Origin of the sequence: Enterobacter sp. T2, from assembly GCF_010692925.1 — a bacterium.
GTDB classification, from domain to species: domain Bacteria; phylum Pseudomonadota; class Gammaproteobacteria; order Enterobacterales; family Enterobacteriaceae; genus Enterobacter; species Enterobacter kobei.
This window is the reverse complement of sequence record NZ_CP048736.1, coordinates 475,876-491,937: the sequence shown is the minus strand read 5'-3', so window position 1 is coordinate 491,937 and position 16,062 is coordinate 475,876. Positions and strand designations below refer to the sequence as shown.

Genomic DNA, 16,062 nt, shown 5'->3' with positions numbered 1-16,062 from the left:
TCTGTCATGAGGTTTCATGATGAGTAAAGTCAAACAAGCAGATATTGATCAGCTGATCGTCCTGGTCGGCGGCCGCGAAAACATCGCAACCGTTAGCCATTGCATTACCCGCCTGCGCTTCGTGCTGAACGATCCGGCCAAAGCGAACCCGAAGGCGATTGAAGAACTCAAAATGGTTAAAGGCTGCTTCACCAACGCCGGGCAGTTCCAGGTGGTCATTGGTACCGAAGTGGGCGATTACTATCAGGCTCTGCTGGCAACCACCGGGCACAGCTCGGCGGATAAAGAGCAGGCCAAGAAGGCTGCACGCCAGAATATGAAGTGGCACGAGCAGCTGATTTCCCACTTCGCGGAGATCTTCTTCCCGCTGCTGCCGGCGCTGATCAGCGGCGGCTTAATTCTCGGTTTCCGTAACGTCATCGGTGATGTGCCGATGAGCGACGGCAAAACCCTGGCGCAGATGTATCCGGCGCTGAAAACCGTTTACGACTTCCTGTGGCTGATTGGTGAAGCGATCTTCTTCTATCTGCCGGTCGGGATTTGCTGGTCCGCGGTGCGCAAAATGGGCGGTACGCCGATTCTCGGTATCGTGCTGGGCGTCACGCTGGTCTCTCCGCAGTTAATGAACGCTTACTTACTTGGTCAGCAGGTGCCTGAAGTGTGGAACTTCGGTCTGTTCACCATCGCCAAAGTGGGGTATCAGGCGCAGGTTATCCCGGCCCTGCTGGCGGGGCTGATGCTGGGCTTTATTGAGACACGCCTGAAGCGCATCGTGCCGGATTATCTCTATCTGGTGGTCGTTCCGGTCTGCTCGCTGATTCTGGCCGTCTTCCTGGCACATGCGTTTATCGGTCCGTTTGGCCGCATGATCGGCGACGGCGTGGCCTTCGCGGTGCGCCACCTGATGACCGGCAGCTTCGCACCGATTGGCGCCGCGCTGTTTGGCTTCCTGTACGCCCCGCTGGTGATCACCGGTGTACACCAGACCACGCTGGCCATTGATATGCAGATGATCCAGAGCCTCGGCGGCACGCCGGTCTGGCCGATTATCGCCCTGTCTAACATTGCGCAGGCGTCTGCGGTGACCGGCATCATCATCGTCAGCCGTAAGCACAACGAGCGCGAGATCTCCGTTCCGGCCGCGATCTCCGCCTACCTCGGCGTCACCGAACCGGCGATGTACGGAATCAACCTGAAATACCGCTTCCCGATGCTCTGCGCGATGATCGGTTCCGGTCTGGCAGGCCTGGTGTGTGGTCTGAACGGCGTGATGGCGAACGGGATTGGCGTGGGCGGTCTGCCGGGCATTCTCTCCATCCAGCCCGCTTACTGGCAGGTGTTTGCCCTGGCAATGGCGATTGCGATTATCGTCCCAATGGCACTCACCACCGTGGTTTATCAGCGTAAGTTCCGTCAGGGCGCGCTGCAGATTGTTTAACTTCATCTTTCGGGGCGCAGTTGCGCCCCTTCGCATTTGCAGGAACGCATTATGAATACCCTTCCTCACTGGTGGCAGAACGGCGTCATCTATCAGATCTATCCAAAGAGTTTTCAGGACACGACCGGCAGTGGCACCGGCGATTTACGCGGCGTGACCGCGCGGCTGGACTACCTGAAAACCCTCGGCATTGACGCCATCTGGCTGACGCCGTTTTATATCTCGCCGCAGGTGGATAACGGCTATGACGTGGCGAATTACATCGCCATCGACCCGGCGTACGGTACGCTGGATGATTTTGACGAACTGGTCGCCGGGGCGCATCAACGCGGTATTCGCATCGTGCTGGATATGGTGTTCAACCACACGTCAACCCAGCACGCCTGGTTCCGGGAATCACTGAATAAGGAAAGCCCGTACCGCCAGTTCTACATCTGGCGCGACGGTACGCCGGAGCAACTGCCTAACAACTGGCGCTCCAAGTTTGGCGGCAACGCCTGGCGCTGGCACGCCGAGAGCGAGCAGTATTACCTGCACCTCTTCGCGCCGGAGCAGGCGGATCTCAACTGGGAAAACCCGGAGGTGCGCGCCGAGCTGAAAAAGGTATGCGAGTTCTGGGCCGATCGCGGCGTGGACGGCTTACGTCTGGACGTCATTAACCTGATTTCAAAAGATCAGGATTTCCCGAATGACGAAACGGGCGACGGTCGCCGCTTCTACACGGACGGGCCGCGCATCCACGAATATCTTCAGGAGATGAGCCGCGACGTCTTTACCCCGCGCAACCTGATGACGGTGGGCGAAATGTCCTCGACCTCGCTGGAGAATTGCCAGCAGTATGCCTCGCTCGACGGGCGCGAGCTGTCGATGACCTTTAACTTCCATCACCTGAAGGTGGATTACCCGGGCGGTGAAAAATGGACGAAGGCGAAACCGGACTTTGTCGCGCTGAAAACCCTCTTCCGCCACTGGCAGCAGGGGATGCACAACAAAGCCTGGAACGCGCTGTTCTGGTGTAACCACGATCAGCCGCGCATCGTTTCACGCTTTGGCGACGAAGGGGAACACCGCGTAGCCGCAGCGAAAATGCTGGGCATGGTGCTGCACGGTATGCAGGGCACGCCGTACATTTATCAGGGCGAGGAGCTGGGGATGACCAACCCGCACTTCAGCCGCATCACCGATTATCGCGATGTGGAAAGCCTGAATATGTTCGCCGAAATGCGGGCAAACGGTCGCGATCCTGAGGAACTGCTGGCGATTCTGGCAAGCAAATCCCGCGATAACGGCCGCACGCCAATGCAGTGGGACGCCTCGCACAATGCGGGCTTTAGCGAGGGCGAGCCGTGGATTGGCGTCTGCGATAACTACGAAACCGTGAACGCCCGCGCGGCGCTGGACGACCAGGACTCGGTGTTTTACACCTACCAGTCGCTGATTCGCCTGCGCAAAACGCTGCCGCTGCTCACGTGGGGCGACTACGAGGATCTGCTCCCGGACCATCCTTCCCTGTGGTGTTATCGCCGTCAGTGGCAGGGGCAGACGCTGAGGGTGGTGGCGAACCTGAGCCGCGAGCGTCAGCAGTGGCAACCGGAGCCGGTACAGGGCGCATGGCGGGTCGCACTCAGCAACTATGATGATGTCCCCACCCGTCCCGACACGCTGCTCTTGCGCCCGTTTGAAGCTATCTGGTGGGTGCAGGAATAACTATCAGGAGATACAGCATGCTGTATCTCTTTTTTTTATGTTTAGCGATACGCTAAATGTACGACGATAACTTTTACATCGTGGCGTGCCGAAAATAAAAATAGCCCTGCCAATCAAATAACCTCGGCAGGACATTATGAAAAAGAGAATTATTAAAGCAACGTGTATTAGCGCACTATTATTAAGTACACAGGGATGGTGCGGAAATACATCCGTCGACCTTCGTTTTGGTCACAACACAAACTCAGACGTCAATGATTCCCGTATTAAGGTCATGCATCAGGCGGAGAATGGTTTTTACTTCTCCGTTGAAGCCGCACAAAACCACAATGATACCTTTTTTGGCGATACCGACCGATATAACCCAGACGAAAAAGGCTTAACGGAAGCGGCACAAGAGATTGAAACGCGCTGGCGCTTCGATCTTGGAAACGGCTTTGCCGTAGCGCCGGGCATGGTGACGGTTTTCACCGCCAGCAATACCCATTACCGCCCCTTCATTCAGGGCTGGAAAGCGTTCGATAACGGTCTGAATCTCGCCGCCCGTTATCGCTATAACACCGTCAATGACGCGCACAGCGACAAAGAACTCGACGGCAGCGGGTATACCCGCCGCCAGTCACACCAGTTCGACATCTGGTTCGCGTATAACATTGGCAAATTCGGGATGTCCTACAACCCACGCTTCCGCTGGCAGGATGGTGTCGATCAGGGAACCGGGGATGATACCTACTGGGAACATACCGTCGCCTTCAACTACAAGCTCGACGATGGCTGGACGCCTTACGTCGAACTGGTTTCACTGGATAAAACCTATATCAACGATGACGGCAACCATGAAAATGATTATGCCGTCCGTCTGGGGATAGTGAAGCAGCTCTGACGACCTGACTACACCGTATCGTGCTGCAGCAGCCTGCAGCCGATACGGTCTACCGCACTTAACAGTTCCAGCTGCCCTTCCCGCTGATATAACGATACCGCGTTGATATCAATCAACAACGGCCAGCATAGAGAAGAGAGCGCGGCCAGCGTAGACCCCTCGCGCGTGATCGCAATAATCTTTAATCCTTTGCGCAGCGCGTTACGCGCCATTTCAATTAACGACTGCGTCTCTCCGGATTTACTGATCAACACCAGCGTTCCCTTCGATACCCGCGTCAGCTGGTGCATATCGTTGAGAATAAGATGCGGCAGGCTCGCCAGAGATAAAAAACGCGACAGGTAGTTGAGGCTGGTGAGTGATGCGCCCCGTGCATAGAGAAAAATATGGCTGGAATGGGTCAGCAACCTGGACATCTCCACCACAATCTCCTCCGCCTGCGGCCCCACGTCAGGGTTTACAGGCGCAGGGGTAAAATGATCGCGTAAAAAACGATACCGAAGCTCTGTATAGCTCTTATAGCCCATTTTCTTACACACGCGATTAACGGAGGTTGTCGTGGTAAAAGTATCACGGGCAATCTCTTTTGCCGATATAGTAGAAATATGAGTAGCGTGATGCTGAATGTATTCAAATATCAAACGCTCACTTCCCTGAAATGAATTCATATATTACACCCTGTTTAATCCTGCCATGATTTTACCACAGCCGAAAAATATCCTCTGGAAGGCGCTTCACATATTGCAAGCCCGCGTATGACGATACGTAATAAGTATTAGCAAACATTAAAAACTGTTTTGGCTTCTCTTTATACTTTCCCTGTTTTCACATCCAGGGAATTATGACAATGACGAAACAAAAAGTTGTCGCGGTAACGGCCTGCCCGACAGGCATTGCACACACGTTTATGGCCGCGAATAAAATTATCGCATGGGCTAAAGCGCATAACATTGAGGTAAAGGTCGAAACGCAGGGTAGCGACGGTGTTAAAAATCGCTTAACAAAACAGGAAATTGCCTCTGCCACCGCCATTATTCTGGCAACCGACGTCCCCATTCAGGATGCCGAACGTTTTGATGACATTCCTCACCTTCAGACACGAACACAAGAGCTGATCAAGCACACCGATCGCTATCTGCGTCAGGCGCTGGCAATGGAAAAAAATGCTACCGCTGTAGCAGATGAAGACGAAGACGATCTCCGGCGTTCGGCTTACCAGATATTTATTGGCCATATCATGGCGGCCATCAGCTATATGTTACCGGTCGTGGTCATGGGGGGGCTGATGATGGCGACGGCCAAAATTACCGGCCAGTTTATTAACATTGAACATTCGCCGTTCAGCGTGCTGGATAAAGTGGGCTTTATGACCATCAAGTTCATGTATCCGGTCTTCGCCATGTATCTGGCGTTTGCCATTGCCGGAAAACCGGCGCTGATCCCCGGGCTTATCGGCGGCATCATGTCAGACGAAGTCTACAAGCGCTTCTTTGATATCGAGGGCTTTATGCCCTCCGGCTTTTTTGGCGCGATTGGGATTGGCTTCTTTGTGGGCTATCTGGTGCGCTGGCTCAACGATTCGATTCATGTCCGCCAGCAGCTCACCACCATTAAAACCATGCTAATCGTCCCGCTGATCACCGGCATTACGCTGGTGATGGTCATGGAATATCTGATTAACCCGATTTTTGGCTCGCTTAATCAGCTGATGGTGGTCTTTTTTACCTCGGCAGGCGACACCGGTCGCGGGTTCTATTCCGCAATGATCGCCGCGGGCACCGCTTTCGACCTTGGTGGTCCGGTCAATAAGGCGGCAGGCTCGGTCGCGCTCGGCCTGAATGGCATGAGCGAGACGTTTGATTTAACCGCCCGCGAACTCTCTATCGTGATCCCCTCCATTGGCGTCGGTTTTGCCGCATTCCTCAACGGCCGCTTTGGTCTGCCGGATGTCTTCAGCCGGGAAGAAAAAACCGTTGGCAGCACCTCGTTATTGCTGGGCGTAATCGGGATCTCAGAAGGCGCTATCCCGTTCATCCTGAAAAACCCACGCCTGATCCCGGTGTTCATGACCGGTGCCGTCGCCGGTGCACTGGTGGCGATTGCACTCGGCGTGAAGCAGACGCTGCCTCTGCCCGCCATCTGGGGCTGGCCGCTGGCGACCAATGTGGCGGGCTATCTGGCGAGCGTCTTTATTGGCGCACTGATTTGCGCCCTGGGCGTGCTTTATGTCAGCCCAAAGAACGTCAGGTGAGGGAAACATCATGAGTCAGATCCACGTTATTGCCCACACGCACTGGGATCAGGAGTGGTATTTCACCCGTCAGGACAGCATGGTGCTGGCGTCATATAACTTTGCGGATGTTATCAACACGCTGGAGCAGGACCCGGCTTATGCCTGCTATCACCTTGACGGGCAGATGGCGGTCGTGGAGGACTTTCTTGCGATCAATCCCGATTATCGCGCCAGGCTGGAAAAGCTGGTCAGAGAAAAAAGGATTTTCGTCGGGCCGTGGTATACCCAGACGGACACCTACAACGTGCATGGCGAATCCATTATCCGCAACCTGAAGTACGGCATCTTCGCCGCACGAACGCTGGGACATGCGATGCAGGTCGGTTATCTGCCTGATACCTTCGGCCACAATGCGCAAATGCCGACGATTTTGCAGAGCTGCAATATCGATAACATCGTCTTCTGGCGCGGTATCGATCACGACCGGCAGGCCAAACGCAGCCAGTTTATCTGGCGCGCACCGTCAGGGGCGAGCGTCATCGCCTGCGCGATGGCGCTCGGGTATGGCGCGGCTAAAAATATCGCTTCGCAAGCCAGCCATCTGCAGGGGAAAATCTACCCGATGGTCGATTTGCTGCGTTCACGGGCCGGTATCGATGACCTGCTCCTGCCCTGCGGCGGCGATCAGGTCAGCATCGACCCGGCGCTGCCGACTATCCTGCAGGTCGCCAGCAAACACTCTCCCAACCAGGATTGGTACACCATCAGTTCGCTGGAGCGTTACGTGGACATCCTGCGCGCGCAGCGTGAGCAGTTTGAATGCTGGGAAGGCGAGCTGAAATCGCCACGCTACACCCGCATCCATAAAACGATCGGCTCCGTGCGCTACGACATTAAAAAGAAAAATGATGAGATTGAGCAGTTTATCCTGCGACAGCTGGAGCCGACGATTGCCATGGCGCGGCATCAGGGGCTACCGGTCAATCTCTCTGTGGTCGATACCCTCTGGAAGACGCTTTTGCGAAGCCACGCCCACGACTCTATCGGCGGCTGTAATAGCGATGCGACCAATCGCGACATTCTGCATCGGCTGGAACAAACCGAGCAGCTGTGTCACAGCCTGTGGAATCTGGTGGTAAAAACGCTGGCCGCCGCCTGTGCTCAGGAAGGGGACCTGCTGATCTTCAATCCGCTGACCACCCCAATGCGGCGCGTGGTTAAAACCACGCTGTATAGCCGGGCTGAACATATCGCGCTGACGTATCAGGGGCAGCCCGTGCGCTTCGACGTCCTGAAAAGAGACATTTTACCCGGCGGAACGGCGATCTCCCTCACTGCCGAAGGCGAGTGTGAAACGCCTCTTCCTCCCTATTTCCGCTGGCACATTGCTGTGCATACGCCGGTTCTGCCGTCGGTTGGCTATCTCACCGTGAACGTTGAGAATAACCCTGCGCCGTTACGGCAGCCTGAACAGGAAAAGGGCCGCGAAATAGAAAATGCGCATTATCGGCTGATGCTGGACGCCGGAACGCTTACCCTTGAGGACAAACACACGGGCAGATGCATCCCCGCGTTCTTTACCCTCGAAGACTGCGCGGATGCGGGCGACAGCTACGATTTCTCCCCGCTTGCAGGCGATACGCCAACGCGCTGTTCCCATTTCACACTCATTGATTGCCTGAAAACGCCTCTTGTCGAAAAGCTGGTTATTGAGGCGACGCTGCTTCTGCCGCCGGATCTCGCCGGACATCAGGATGCAGTCAGAAAACCGTTATGCCTGCGTCTGGCGTGTGAATTGCGCCATGACGATCCGAACCTGTATGTCGACGGTGCGCTGGAAAACAGCCACTGCGATCACCGGCTGCGCTTGCTGATCAACAGCGATATTCACACGCATCACGCTATCGCCTCACAGCCCTTTGCGATCATCCAACGCGAAACGGGGTATGACGATGAAAACTGGCAGGAACGCTATCGCGAGCTGCCCGTGGATATCGAAACCAGCGAGGGCATTATCGCTGTCGCAGAAGAAGGCAAAGCGCTGGTGGTGAATAGCCGCGGCATGAAGGAGTTTCAGATCCTCGGGCACGAACCGGCAGTGATTGCCCTGACGCTGTTTAAGTCAACGGGTGTGCTCGGACGAAATGACCTTGACTGGCGACCGGGTCGGGCATCCGGGATTAATAATACGGTGGTTGAGACCCCCGATGCCCAATTGCTGAAGCCGTTGCACTTTTCATTCAGCGTCGCGCTGGCCGACAGTGCCGATCATCTGACGCTACGTCAGTTGGAAAATCTCGCGACCGGGCAGCCGTTTACCTATCAACGGCAAACGCTGCACACGCTCGATCATCGCCTTGAGCGCTTTTCGTTGCGCCTGCCCGAACGCCAGCTTCCGGCACACTTCTCGCTGTTGACCCTACCGGAGCCGCTTATTCTGTCTGCCCTGCCCCATGCCCAACAGTCGCATGGCACGGTCATCCGCGTGTTTAACGCTGGCACGCAGCCGGTTCCCGTTCCGGCAGATCTCGCGGGGCTTCCTCAGATCAACTATCTGGAAGAGCCCGTGCAGCCGGTAACGGCGATCCACCCTTCCGCGACCTGCGATTTTTTGTTAGAGGCTTAATATGAACTTGCTTGCATTGACGCACCCCGATTTGGTTTTTATCAACCCGCCGCACCGTACCCCTGAAGCGCTGATCCGCTGGCTCGCCGAACCGCTCGTCAGGCGAAACGTCATCGGCGATCAAGAGACATTTATCCAGAGCGTTTTAAAGCGTGAAAGTGAAGGTCCCACGGCTCTGGGCGAAGCACTTGCCGTTCCACACGGTAAAACCGAGACGGTGCATGAGGCGGCGTTTTGTCTGGCGCTTTTTGACGACCCGATACGCTGGCCGGGGCTGGAGGGGGATGAAGAGGTCAGAATGGTCTTCCTGCTCGCCATTCCCCCTGCTGAAGCAGGCAGCACGCATATGCAGCTGCTCACGACGCTAACCAGCCTGTTGACGGAAGACCGTGTGCGTGAGCAGCTTCTGGCGGCACGCACCCGGGAAGAGGCGCTGTCTGCCCTGAGTACGGAAGAACCGCACATTGAGGATGCGGTGGCCGCGCGTTCCCTTCTCATCCCACTGGTGCTGGGCACTGTCGCTATCGCCGCCTTTTTACAGGCAGGTTTAAGCTGGGTGCGCGGCATCCATTAATCACGTAGCGCTCAGTACAGACCGTGCTGAGCGCTTGTTTTTGTTGAATAATTAATCAGATTTTTCCTTCTGGTCTTTACAATCGCTGAAGCGCCCGCCGTTTGTACTCTCGTCTTTTTACTTTGTTCTGCATCAAATAAATCGCAAACAAGTTTGATGCAAATCACTATATGTAGCACTTAAAATGCTCGCCGACCCAACATGTTGTATTAATCGTCTACTATTCCAACAACAAGACGGCGCTTACGCTGGCCGGAATTGTGGATAACACGAGCCGGGAACGCGGGAAGTCTTTGGCCTGGCGGGGAATGCGCCCGGTGAATACTTCTCCACCTCTGTGGATAAACTGTTTTTAAAAATGGAGTGATCATGACACCGCATGTGATGAAACGTGATGGCTGTAAAGTGCCGTTTAAATCAGAGCGCATCCAGGAAGCCATTCTGCGTGCAGCTAAAGCAGCGGGAGTCGATGACGCAGATTACTGCGCCACCGTCGCAGAAGTCGTTAGCAGCCAGATGAATGAACGCAGCCAGGTTGATATCAACGAGATCCAGACCGCGGTTGAAAATCAGCTGATGGCGGGCCCCTACAAGCAGCTGGCCCGCGCCTACATTGAGTACCGCCACGATCGTGACGTGCAGCGTGAAAAGCGCGGCCGCCTGAACCAGGAGATCCGTGGCCTGGTAGAGCAGACCAACTCTGCCCTGCTCAATGAAAACGCCAACAAAGACAGTAAAGTGATCCCCACCCAGCGCGATCTGCTGGCCGGTATCGTCGCCAAACACTATGCCCGTCAGCACCTGCTGCCGCGCGATGTGGTCTCAGCGCACGAGCGCGGTGAGATCCACTATCACGATCTCGACTATTCACCGTTCTTCCCGATGTTCAACTGTATGCTGATCGACCTGAAAGGCATGCTGACCCACGGGTTTAAAATGGGTAACGCCGAGATTGAACCGCCAAAATCCATCTCCACCGCCACTGCGGTCACGGCACAGATTATCGCCCAGGTCGCCAGCCACATTTACGGCGGCACCACCATTAACCGCATTGACGAAGTGCTGGCCCCGTTTGTGACCGCAAGCTTCAACAAGCACCGCAAAACGGCCGAAGAGTGGCAGATCCCGGACGCCGACGGCTATGCGCACTCGCGCACCGAGAAAGAGTGCTATGACGCGTTCCAGTCGCTGGAGTATGAGGTGAATACCCTGCATACCGCCAACGGCCAGACGCCGTTTGTGACCTTCGGTTTTGGCCTGGGCACCAGCTGGGAATCGCGTCTGATCCAGCAGTCCATCCTGCGCAACCGTATCTCCGGCCTCGGTAAGAACCGCAAAACGGCGGTGTTCCCGAAACTGGTATTCGCCATCCGCGACGGGCTGAACCACAAAGTTGGCGATCCGAATTACGACATCAAACAGCTGGCGCTGGAGTGCGCGAGCAAGCGCATGTACCCGGATATTCTGAACTACGATCAGGTCGTAAAAGTAACCGGTTCATTTAAAACGCCAATGGGTTGCCGCAGCTTCCTCGGCGTATACGAAGATGAAAACGGCGAGCAGATCCACGACGGGCGTAACAACCTCGGCGTCATCAGCCTGAACCTGCCGCGCATCGCGCTGGAGGCGAAAGGCAATGAAGCGGAATTCTGGACGCTGCTGGATGAACGTCTGCAGCTGGCGCGCAAGGCGCTGATGACCCGTATCGCTCGCCTTGAAGGGGTCAAAGCCCGCGTGGCACCTATCCTCTATATGGAAGGGGCCTGCGGCGTGCGCCTGAAAGCGGACGATGACGTGTCTGAGATCTTCAAAAACGGCCGCGCGTCGATTTCGCTGGGCTATATCGGCATCCATGAAACCATCAATGCCCTGTCTGGCGGCACGCATATGTATGACAGCGACGCGCTGCGTGAAAAAGGCGTGGCGATTGTTCAGCGCCTGCGCGATGCCGTGGACCAGTGGAAAGAGGAAACCGGCTACGGTTTCAGCCTGTACAGTACCCCAAGCGAGAACCTGTGCGACCGCTTCTGCCGTCTGGACACCGCCGAGTTCGGCATCGTGGAAGGCGTGACCGATAAAGGTTACTACACCAACAGCTTCCACCTCGACGTGGAGAAGAAGGTAAACCCGTACGACAAGATCGACTTTGAAGCGGCGTATCCGCCGATCGCCAACGGCGGCTTCATCTGCTACGGCGAGTACCCGAACATTCAGCACAACCTGAAGGCGCTGGAAGACGTGTGGGATTACAGCTATCAGCATGTGCCGTATTACGGCACCAACACGCCCATCGACGAATGCTACGAGTGCGGCTTTACCGGTGAGTTCGAGTGTACCAGCAAAGGCTTTACCTGCCCGAAATGCGGTAACCACGACGCGGCACGCGTGTCGGTAACCCGCCGCGTGTGCGGCTATCTCGGTAGCCCGGATGCGCGTCCGTTTAACGCCGGTAAGCAGGAAGAGGTGAAACGCCGCGTGAAGCATCTGGGGAATGGGCAGATCGGGTAAGTTCTGCTCTGGGTTCTCCCCCTCACCCTACCCCTCTCCCTCAAGGGAGAGGGAACCGATCGAGCATATTGTTGAGCCCGGCTCCGGTTTTCTCCCTCTCCCTGTGGGAGAGGGCCGGGGTGAGGGCATCAGGTTAACGCTATGAATTACCATCAATACTACCCCGTTGATATCGTCAACGGACCCGGCACCCGCTGCACCCTGTTCGTGTCAGGCTGCGTCCACGAGTGCCCGGGTTGCTATAACAAAAGCACCTGGCGCTTAAATTCTGGTATGCCGTTTACCGCGGAAATGGCAGACCGGATCATTAACGATCTCAACGATACGCGCATCAAACGACAGGGAATTTCGCTCTCCGGCGGCGATCCTCTTCACCCGCAAAACGTGCCGGAGATCCTGAATCTGGTAAAACGCATTCGCCGCGAGTGCGCAGGAAAGGATATCTGGGTCTGGACGGGTTACAGGCTGGATGAACTGAATGCGGCTCAGATGGAAGTGGTGGAGTTGATTAACGTGCTGGTCGACGGCAAGTTCGTTCAGGATTTAAAAGACCCCGCGCTGATCTGGCGCGGCAGCAGTAACCAGGTTGTGCATCATTTGCGGTAATCGCTAAAGCCGTTTGTTTGCGTCATGATAAACGGCTGATTACGGTATCGCCCAGCTTGCTCCACTCCTTTAACGCCCTCGGGTCAAATACCAGTTCATAAGTCATCCAGACTGACCTTAATTCCCTTTTGCGGATTAGCCAGTCGCTCCCGGACTGTCTGTATCAGTTCATCTTCACTGTCGCTAATGGTGACCGTTTTCACCGGCATGCGTCCCGTTTCCGCGACATACTGAAACAGTAAACGCACAGCTTCCGTTGGCGTGATATTGAGTTTTTCCAGCACGGCATAAGCCTCATTTTTGAGTTTGTCATCCAGACGGACGTTCAGCGTGGCCATTATGTCTCCAGTAGAATTGAATGTGTAATGCAGTTTAGCATTACATTCGCATTACATCGAATTCTGGATAACGCCTCTCAAAACCGACTCAAACTCTCCATCGCCACCGTTTTAAACTCGGCAAAATCGCCGCAGCTACAGAGCCGCGCCATGGCGCGCTCGCGCAGGAAGGTGACGAAGATATCGTAGATCGCCATCGCCTCTTCATACTCGCTTTTGCTGATGGCGAGCAGGAAAATCACGTGCGCGGTTTCGTCACCCCACGCAATCCCCTGCGGGGCGAGTACGGTGTAGACCACGGTTTTCTGGGCAAGCAGACCGAGGGAGTGCGGAAGCGCAATGCCGTCACCGAGCATGGTGCTGACGATGGCTTCACGTTCAACCACCGACTCCAGAAACGCCGTCCCCACAAACCCCTCACCTTCAAGCTGTTCGCACAGCTCGCGGAACAGCGTTTGCTGGTCAATCGGCGCGTCGATGATGCGGAAATGGGCGGCGTCGAAGTATTTATCCAGCATCCACGGGCGGGTGCGGTCTACCAGCACCAGCTTGCCAATCTGCTCCAGCTGATAATCAGTCGGAAACGGTGCGATCATCACTACCGGTTTTGCTTTTTCACTGACGCGCGCGGTAGCGATAACAAAGTCCTCGCTGAGCGATTCCACCTGCTCGTACTCGCGCAGCGTGAGCGTGCGCGTGACCTCAATCTGCGGGTATTTACGCTGGAGTACCGCCTCAATCATACGCACCATCGCATTACCGGCGTCACAGACCAGCAGCACGCGCGGCTGGCGCTGGTAGCCAATGTTGTAGTGACGCTCCAGCCCGACGCCAATGTGCAGCACCAGGAAACCAATTTCGTTTTCGCTGATCGCATACGGCGTGTATTTTCCCCAGTTCGATACCGCCGCCAGGGTCATGTCCCAGGCCATCGGGTAGTGCTGCTTGATGTTATCCAGCAGCGGATTGGGGATCATGATTTGATACCGCACGCGGGTGATCATCGTCTTGATGTGCGTGAGCAGATCCGCGTGCAGCTGCGCGTCACTGAGCAGGTTGTAGTTGTAGTGGGTGTTGATGTAGCGCAGGATGTAGTTCACCAGCGCCTCTTCGTCATCGGCGTTAATGGCGCTTGGGGCGATCTCCTGGATCTGCCGCGCAGCGATGTGCACGCAGAGCCAGTTCTCCTCCGAGGGTGCAAGCGCTTTGCCCGCCAGTTCCTGAATGGCCACGGCAATATCTTTCGCCGCTTCCCGCACGTTCTCCTCCACATCTTCCGCATGGAATTCCGGCAGCGGATAGCCTTCGCTGATGCGTCGCACCGATACCGCGCAGTACAGGCGCAGGAACAATTCCCCTTCGTCCGTCAGGCGAATGTGGTGACGCGTCAGCGCGTCGTGCAGCACTGGCACCATCTTTTCCGCCACGCCCGCATTGAGCGCGACGTCCGTCACCAGCGGGTTCAGGCTGTCCTGCTGCGCCAGCTCCCAGAGCAGATCGGTCAGGCAGGCGCGAACCGACATTTCGCTGCCAAACAGCTTCATCCCATGGCGTGGACGGGTTTCCAGCGTCAGGTTATAGCGATGAAAACACTCGCGCACTTCCGCCATGTCGCTTTGCAGCGTGGCGCGGCTGACAAACCACTCGTCCGCCAGGTCCTCCAGCTTAAGCGAAAACGCCGACGTCAGAAAACGCACCACCAGATAATGCACGCGCTCCGCGCCCGTACGGGGAATACGCAGCGCGCGCGGATGGGAGGCCTGGAGCTGCTGATAACGCGCGGCGTCGTCAATTTTAAGCTGATAGCCATTTCCACGGCTCAGAATAAACTGCGCCCCGTGGCTCGCCAGCAGCGCGTTCAGGGCGGTGATGTCAGCACGGACGGTTCGCGTGGAGACCGACAGCCGCTGCGCCAGCTCGTCCTGCGGCAGCGTCTCGTTTTGCAACAGATCGAAAAGTTGCGCTAAACGTTGGTTCGGAAATCGCACGTCGTTGTCCTCTTACGGCTTAGGGTGAAATGACCATCTGGGATGGGCTGCCGACCGGCGTATAGTCTGGCTCGAAGCTCAACTTCCCATCCTGCGCCACGCGAAAACGGGTAATGTTATCGCTGCGCTGGTTCATAACGTACAGCCAGCGTCCTTGTTTATCGAGCGTCAGGGTGCGCGGGTAGTCGCCACGCGTCCACACGTCATCCTGATGCCTCAGCGTGCCTTCTGCTGTTACGGTAAAGTGCCCGATGCTGTTATGCAAACGGTTAGCCACATACAGCTGTTTACCGTCGGCGCTTAACGCCAGCCCGGCAGCAAAACTGGTGCCTTTGTACCCTTTTGGCAGGGCAGAGAGTGTTTTACCCGCTTTCAAGGTGCCGTTGGCATTCACGGTATAATGGGTGAGCGTTGAGGCCTCTTCGTTAATCAGCCACAGGGCATCCCCTTTCGGCGTAAAGACGAAATGGCGAGGTCCGGCCCCTTTCGAGGAGGCGCTGATAAACGGCGGATCGTTGGGGGTCAGCTTTCCGCTTCGATCGTCAAAACGGTACTGATAGATGCGATCTAACCCCAGATCGGTCGAAAACACGTACTTCCCGCTCGGATCGGCGGCGATCATGTGCGCATGAGGACCGTTGTGATCGCTGATAGCAAAACTGCCCTCTACAGCGGCTTCTGGTTTTGCTGCACCCGGTTCGCCCTGATCCTGATGTTTATCCGTGGCATCTCCCAGGCTGCCGTCTGCTTTGACCGGCAAAACGGCAATCGATCCGCTGACGTAGTTGGCCACCAGCAGGTGCTGGCCATTCGGCGTCAGCGAAAGATAAACCGGCCCCGCGCCGCCGGAGGCCACCTGATTCAACTCGCTCAGCTCGCCGTTATCTTCCACCCGCAGCGCCTGCACCACGCCCTGCTCCACTTCGCTTGCCAGATAGAGCGTTTTGCCATCGTGTGAGACGGCCAACTGCGCGGCGTTCGGCAGTTTGCTCACCAGCGTTTTGTTGCCGAGTGCGCCGGTTTGCGCGTCAACGGTAAAACGGTACAGCCCTTCGCCGTTGGGGTTGTAGGTGCCGACCCAGGCATACTGGGTTTGCGCGACGGCGGCGGTAGCAAGCAAAGAGAGTGAAGCAACAAGCAGGTTACGGGTGTGCATGGTGG

Annotated in this window: 12 protein-coding genes and 1 pseudogene; 8 read left to right on the top strand and 5 right to left on the bottom strand. The window is 56.2% G+C overall.

Annotated features, from left to right (window positions below; translation table 11 throughout):
• Positions 1 to 19 precede the first annotated feature (19 nt).
• The 3 genes from treB (at position 20) to G0034_RS02335 (ending at position 4,028) form a co-directional block, all read left to right on the top strand.
• On the top strand, positions 20 to 1,438 hold the full coding sequence (treB, locus tag G0034_RS02345; protein ID WP_014882300.1) for a PTS trehalose transporter subunit IIBC: 1,419 nt from the start codon (positions 20 to 22) through the stop codon (positions 1,436 to 1,438).
• A gap of 51 nt (positions 1,439 to 1,489) precedes the next feature.
• On the top strand, positions 1,490 to 3,145 hold the full coding sequence (gene treC / locus G0034_RS02340) for an alpha,alpha-phosphotrehalase (RefSeq protein ID WP_032637631.1): 1,656 nt from the start codon (positions 1,490 to 1,492) through the stop codon (positions 3,143 to 3,145).
• A 136-nt stretch (positions 3,146 to 3,281) separates the two neighbouring features.
• On the top strand, positions 3,282 to 4,028 hold the full coding sequence (locus G0034_RS02335; protein WP_023331894.1) for an oligogalacturonate-specific porin KdgM family protein: 747 nt from the start codon (positions 3,282 to 3,284) through the stop codon (positions 4,026 to 4,028).
• Between the two features lie 8 nt (positions 4,029 to 4,036).
• Here G0034_RS02335 and G0034_RS02330 read toward each other — a convergent pair whose 3' ends face one another.
• Positions 4,037 to 4,696, bottom strand: coding sequence for a MurR/RpiR family transcriptional regulator (locus tag G0034_RS02330; protein WP_014882297.1), 660 nt, complete (start codon positions 4,694 to 4,696; stop codon positions 4,037 to 4,039).
• A gap of 179 nt (positions 4,697 to 4,875) precedes the next feature.
• Here G0034_RS02330 and G0034_RS02325 point away from each other — a divergent pair, with 179 nt between their 5' ends.
• The 5 genes from G0034_RS02325 (at position 4,876) to nrdG (ending at position 12,575) form a co-directional block, all read left to right on the top strand.
• Entirely contained in the window at positions 4,876 to 6,279 is a 1,404-nt protein-coding gene (locus tag G0034_RS02325) for a PTS fructose transporter subunit IIC (protein WP_071978045.1), read from the top strand.
• 10 nt (positions 6,280 to 6,289) lie between these two features.
• The gene (locus G0034_RS02320; RefSeq protein ID WP_050862212.1) at positions 6,290 to 8,887 is read left to right on the top strand and encodes a glycoside hydrolase family 38 N-terminal domain-containing protein; all 2,598 of its coding nucleotides are present in this window, start codon (positions 6,290 to 6,292) and stop codon (positions 8,885 to 8,887) included.
• 1 nt (position 8,888) lies between these two features.
• The gene (locus tag G0034_RS02315) at positions 8,889 to 9,461 is read left to right on the top strand and encodes a PTS sugar transporter subunit IIA (protein WP_050862213.1); all 573 of its coding nucleotides are present in this window, start codon (positions 8,889 to 8,891) and stop codon (positions 9,459 to 9,461) included.
• Positions 9,462 to 9,830: 369 nt separating this feature from the next.
• Positions 9,831 to 11,969 (top strand): anaerobic ribonucleoside-triphosphate reductase, encoded by a 2,139-nt coding sequence (nrdD, locus tag G0034_RS02310; RefSeq protein ID WP_014882293.1) that lies wholly within the window; start codon positions 9,831 to 9,833, stop codon positions 11,967 to 11,969.
• Between the two features lie 141 nt (positions 11,970 to 12,110).
• Positions 12,111 to 12,575: an anaerobic ribonucleoside-triphosphate reductase-activating protein gene (gene nrdG / locus G0034_RS02305; protein WP_023338956.1), complete on the top strand. Its 465-nt coding sequence runs from the start codon at positions 12,111 to 12,113 to the stop codon at positions 12,573 to 12,575.
• Positions 12,576 to 12,603: 28 nt separating this feature from the next.
• On the opposite strand, the pseudogene G0034_RS02300 reads toward nrdG, so the two are convergent.
• The 4 genes and pseudogenes from G0034_RS02300 to G0034_RS02285 all read right to left on the bottom strand — a co-directional run.
• Positions 12,604 to 12,711 (bottom strand): annotated as a pseudogene (locus G0034_RS02300) (hypothetical protein); the annotation flags it as partial.
• A complete protein-coding gene (locus G0034_RS02295; RefSeq protein ID WP_023331889.1) occupies positions 12,671 to 12,913 on the bottom strand; it encodes a type II toxin-antitoxin system RelB/DinJ family antitoxin in 243 nt (80 codons plus the stop codon). The gene G0034_RS02295 and the pseudogene G0034_RS02300, both read right to left, overlap by 41 nt.
• A 77-nt stretch (positions 12,914 to 12,990) precedes the next feature.
• Complete coding sequence (locus tag G0034_RS02290) at positions 12,991 to 14,901, bottom strand: BglG family transcription antiterminator (RefSeq protein ID WP_023338955.1); 1,911 nt, start codon at positions 14,899 to 14,901, stop codon at positions 12,991 to 12,993.
• A 19-nt stretch (positions 14,902 to 14,920) separates the two neighbouring features.
• Positions 14,921 to 16,057: a lactonase family protein gene (locus tag G0034_RS02285; protein ID WP_023338954.1), complete on the bottom strand. Its 1,137-nt coding sequence runs from the start codon at positions 16,055 to 16,057 to the stop codon at positions 14,921 to 14,923.
• Between the last annotated feature and the right edge of the window lie 5 nt (positions 16,058 to 16,062).

Excerpts from the sequence above, each read along its gene's own strand:
- G0034_RS02295 (WP_023331889.1), bottom strand. The coding sequence starts at position 12,913 with ATGGCCACGCTGAACGTCCGTCTGGATGACAAACTCAAAAATGAGGCT.
- nrdD (WP_014882293.1), top strand. The coding sequence starts at position 9,831 with ATGACACCGCATGTGATGAAACGTGATGGCTGTAAAGTGCCGTTTAAA.
- G0034_RS02285 (WP_023338954.1), bottom strand. The coding sequence starts at position 16,057 with ATGCACACCCGTAACCTGCTTGTTGCTTCACTCTCTTTGCTTGCTACC.
- G0034_RS02320 (WP_050862212.1), top strand. The coding sequence starts at position 6,290 with ATGAGTCAGATCCACGTTATTGCCCACACGCACTGGGATCAGGAGTGG.
- treC (WP_032637631.1), top strand. The coding sequence starts at position 1,490 with ATGAATACCCTTCCTCACTGGTGGCAGAACGGCGTCATCTATCAGATC.
- G0034_RS02325 (WP_071978045.1), top strand. The coding sequence starts at position 4,876 with ATGACGAAACAAAAAGTTGTCGCGGTAACGGCCTGCCCGACAGGCATT.
- nrdG (WP_023338956.1), top strand. The coding sequence starts at position 12,111 with ATGAATTACCATCAATACTACCCCGTTGATATCGTCAACGGACCCGGC.
- G0034_RS02335 (WP_023331894.1), top strand. The coding sequence starts at position 3,282 with ATGAAAAAGAGAATTATTAAAGCAACGTGTATTAGCGCACTATTATTA.
- G0034_RS02330 (WP_014882297.1), bottom strand. The coding sequence starts at position 4,696 with ATGAATTCATTTCAGGGAAGTGAGCGTTTGATATTTGAATACATTCAG.
- G0034_RS02315 (WP_050862213.1), top strand. The coding sequence starts at position 8,889 with ATGAACTTGCTTGCATTGACGCACCCCGATTTGGTTTTTATCAACCCG.
- treB (WP_014882300.1), top strand. The coding sequence starts at position 20 with ATGAGTAAAGTCAAACAAGCAGATATTGATCAGCTGATCGTCCTGGTC.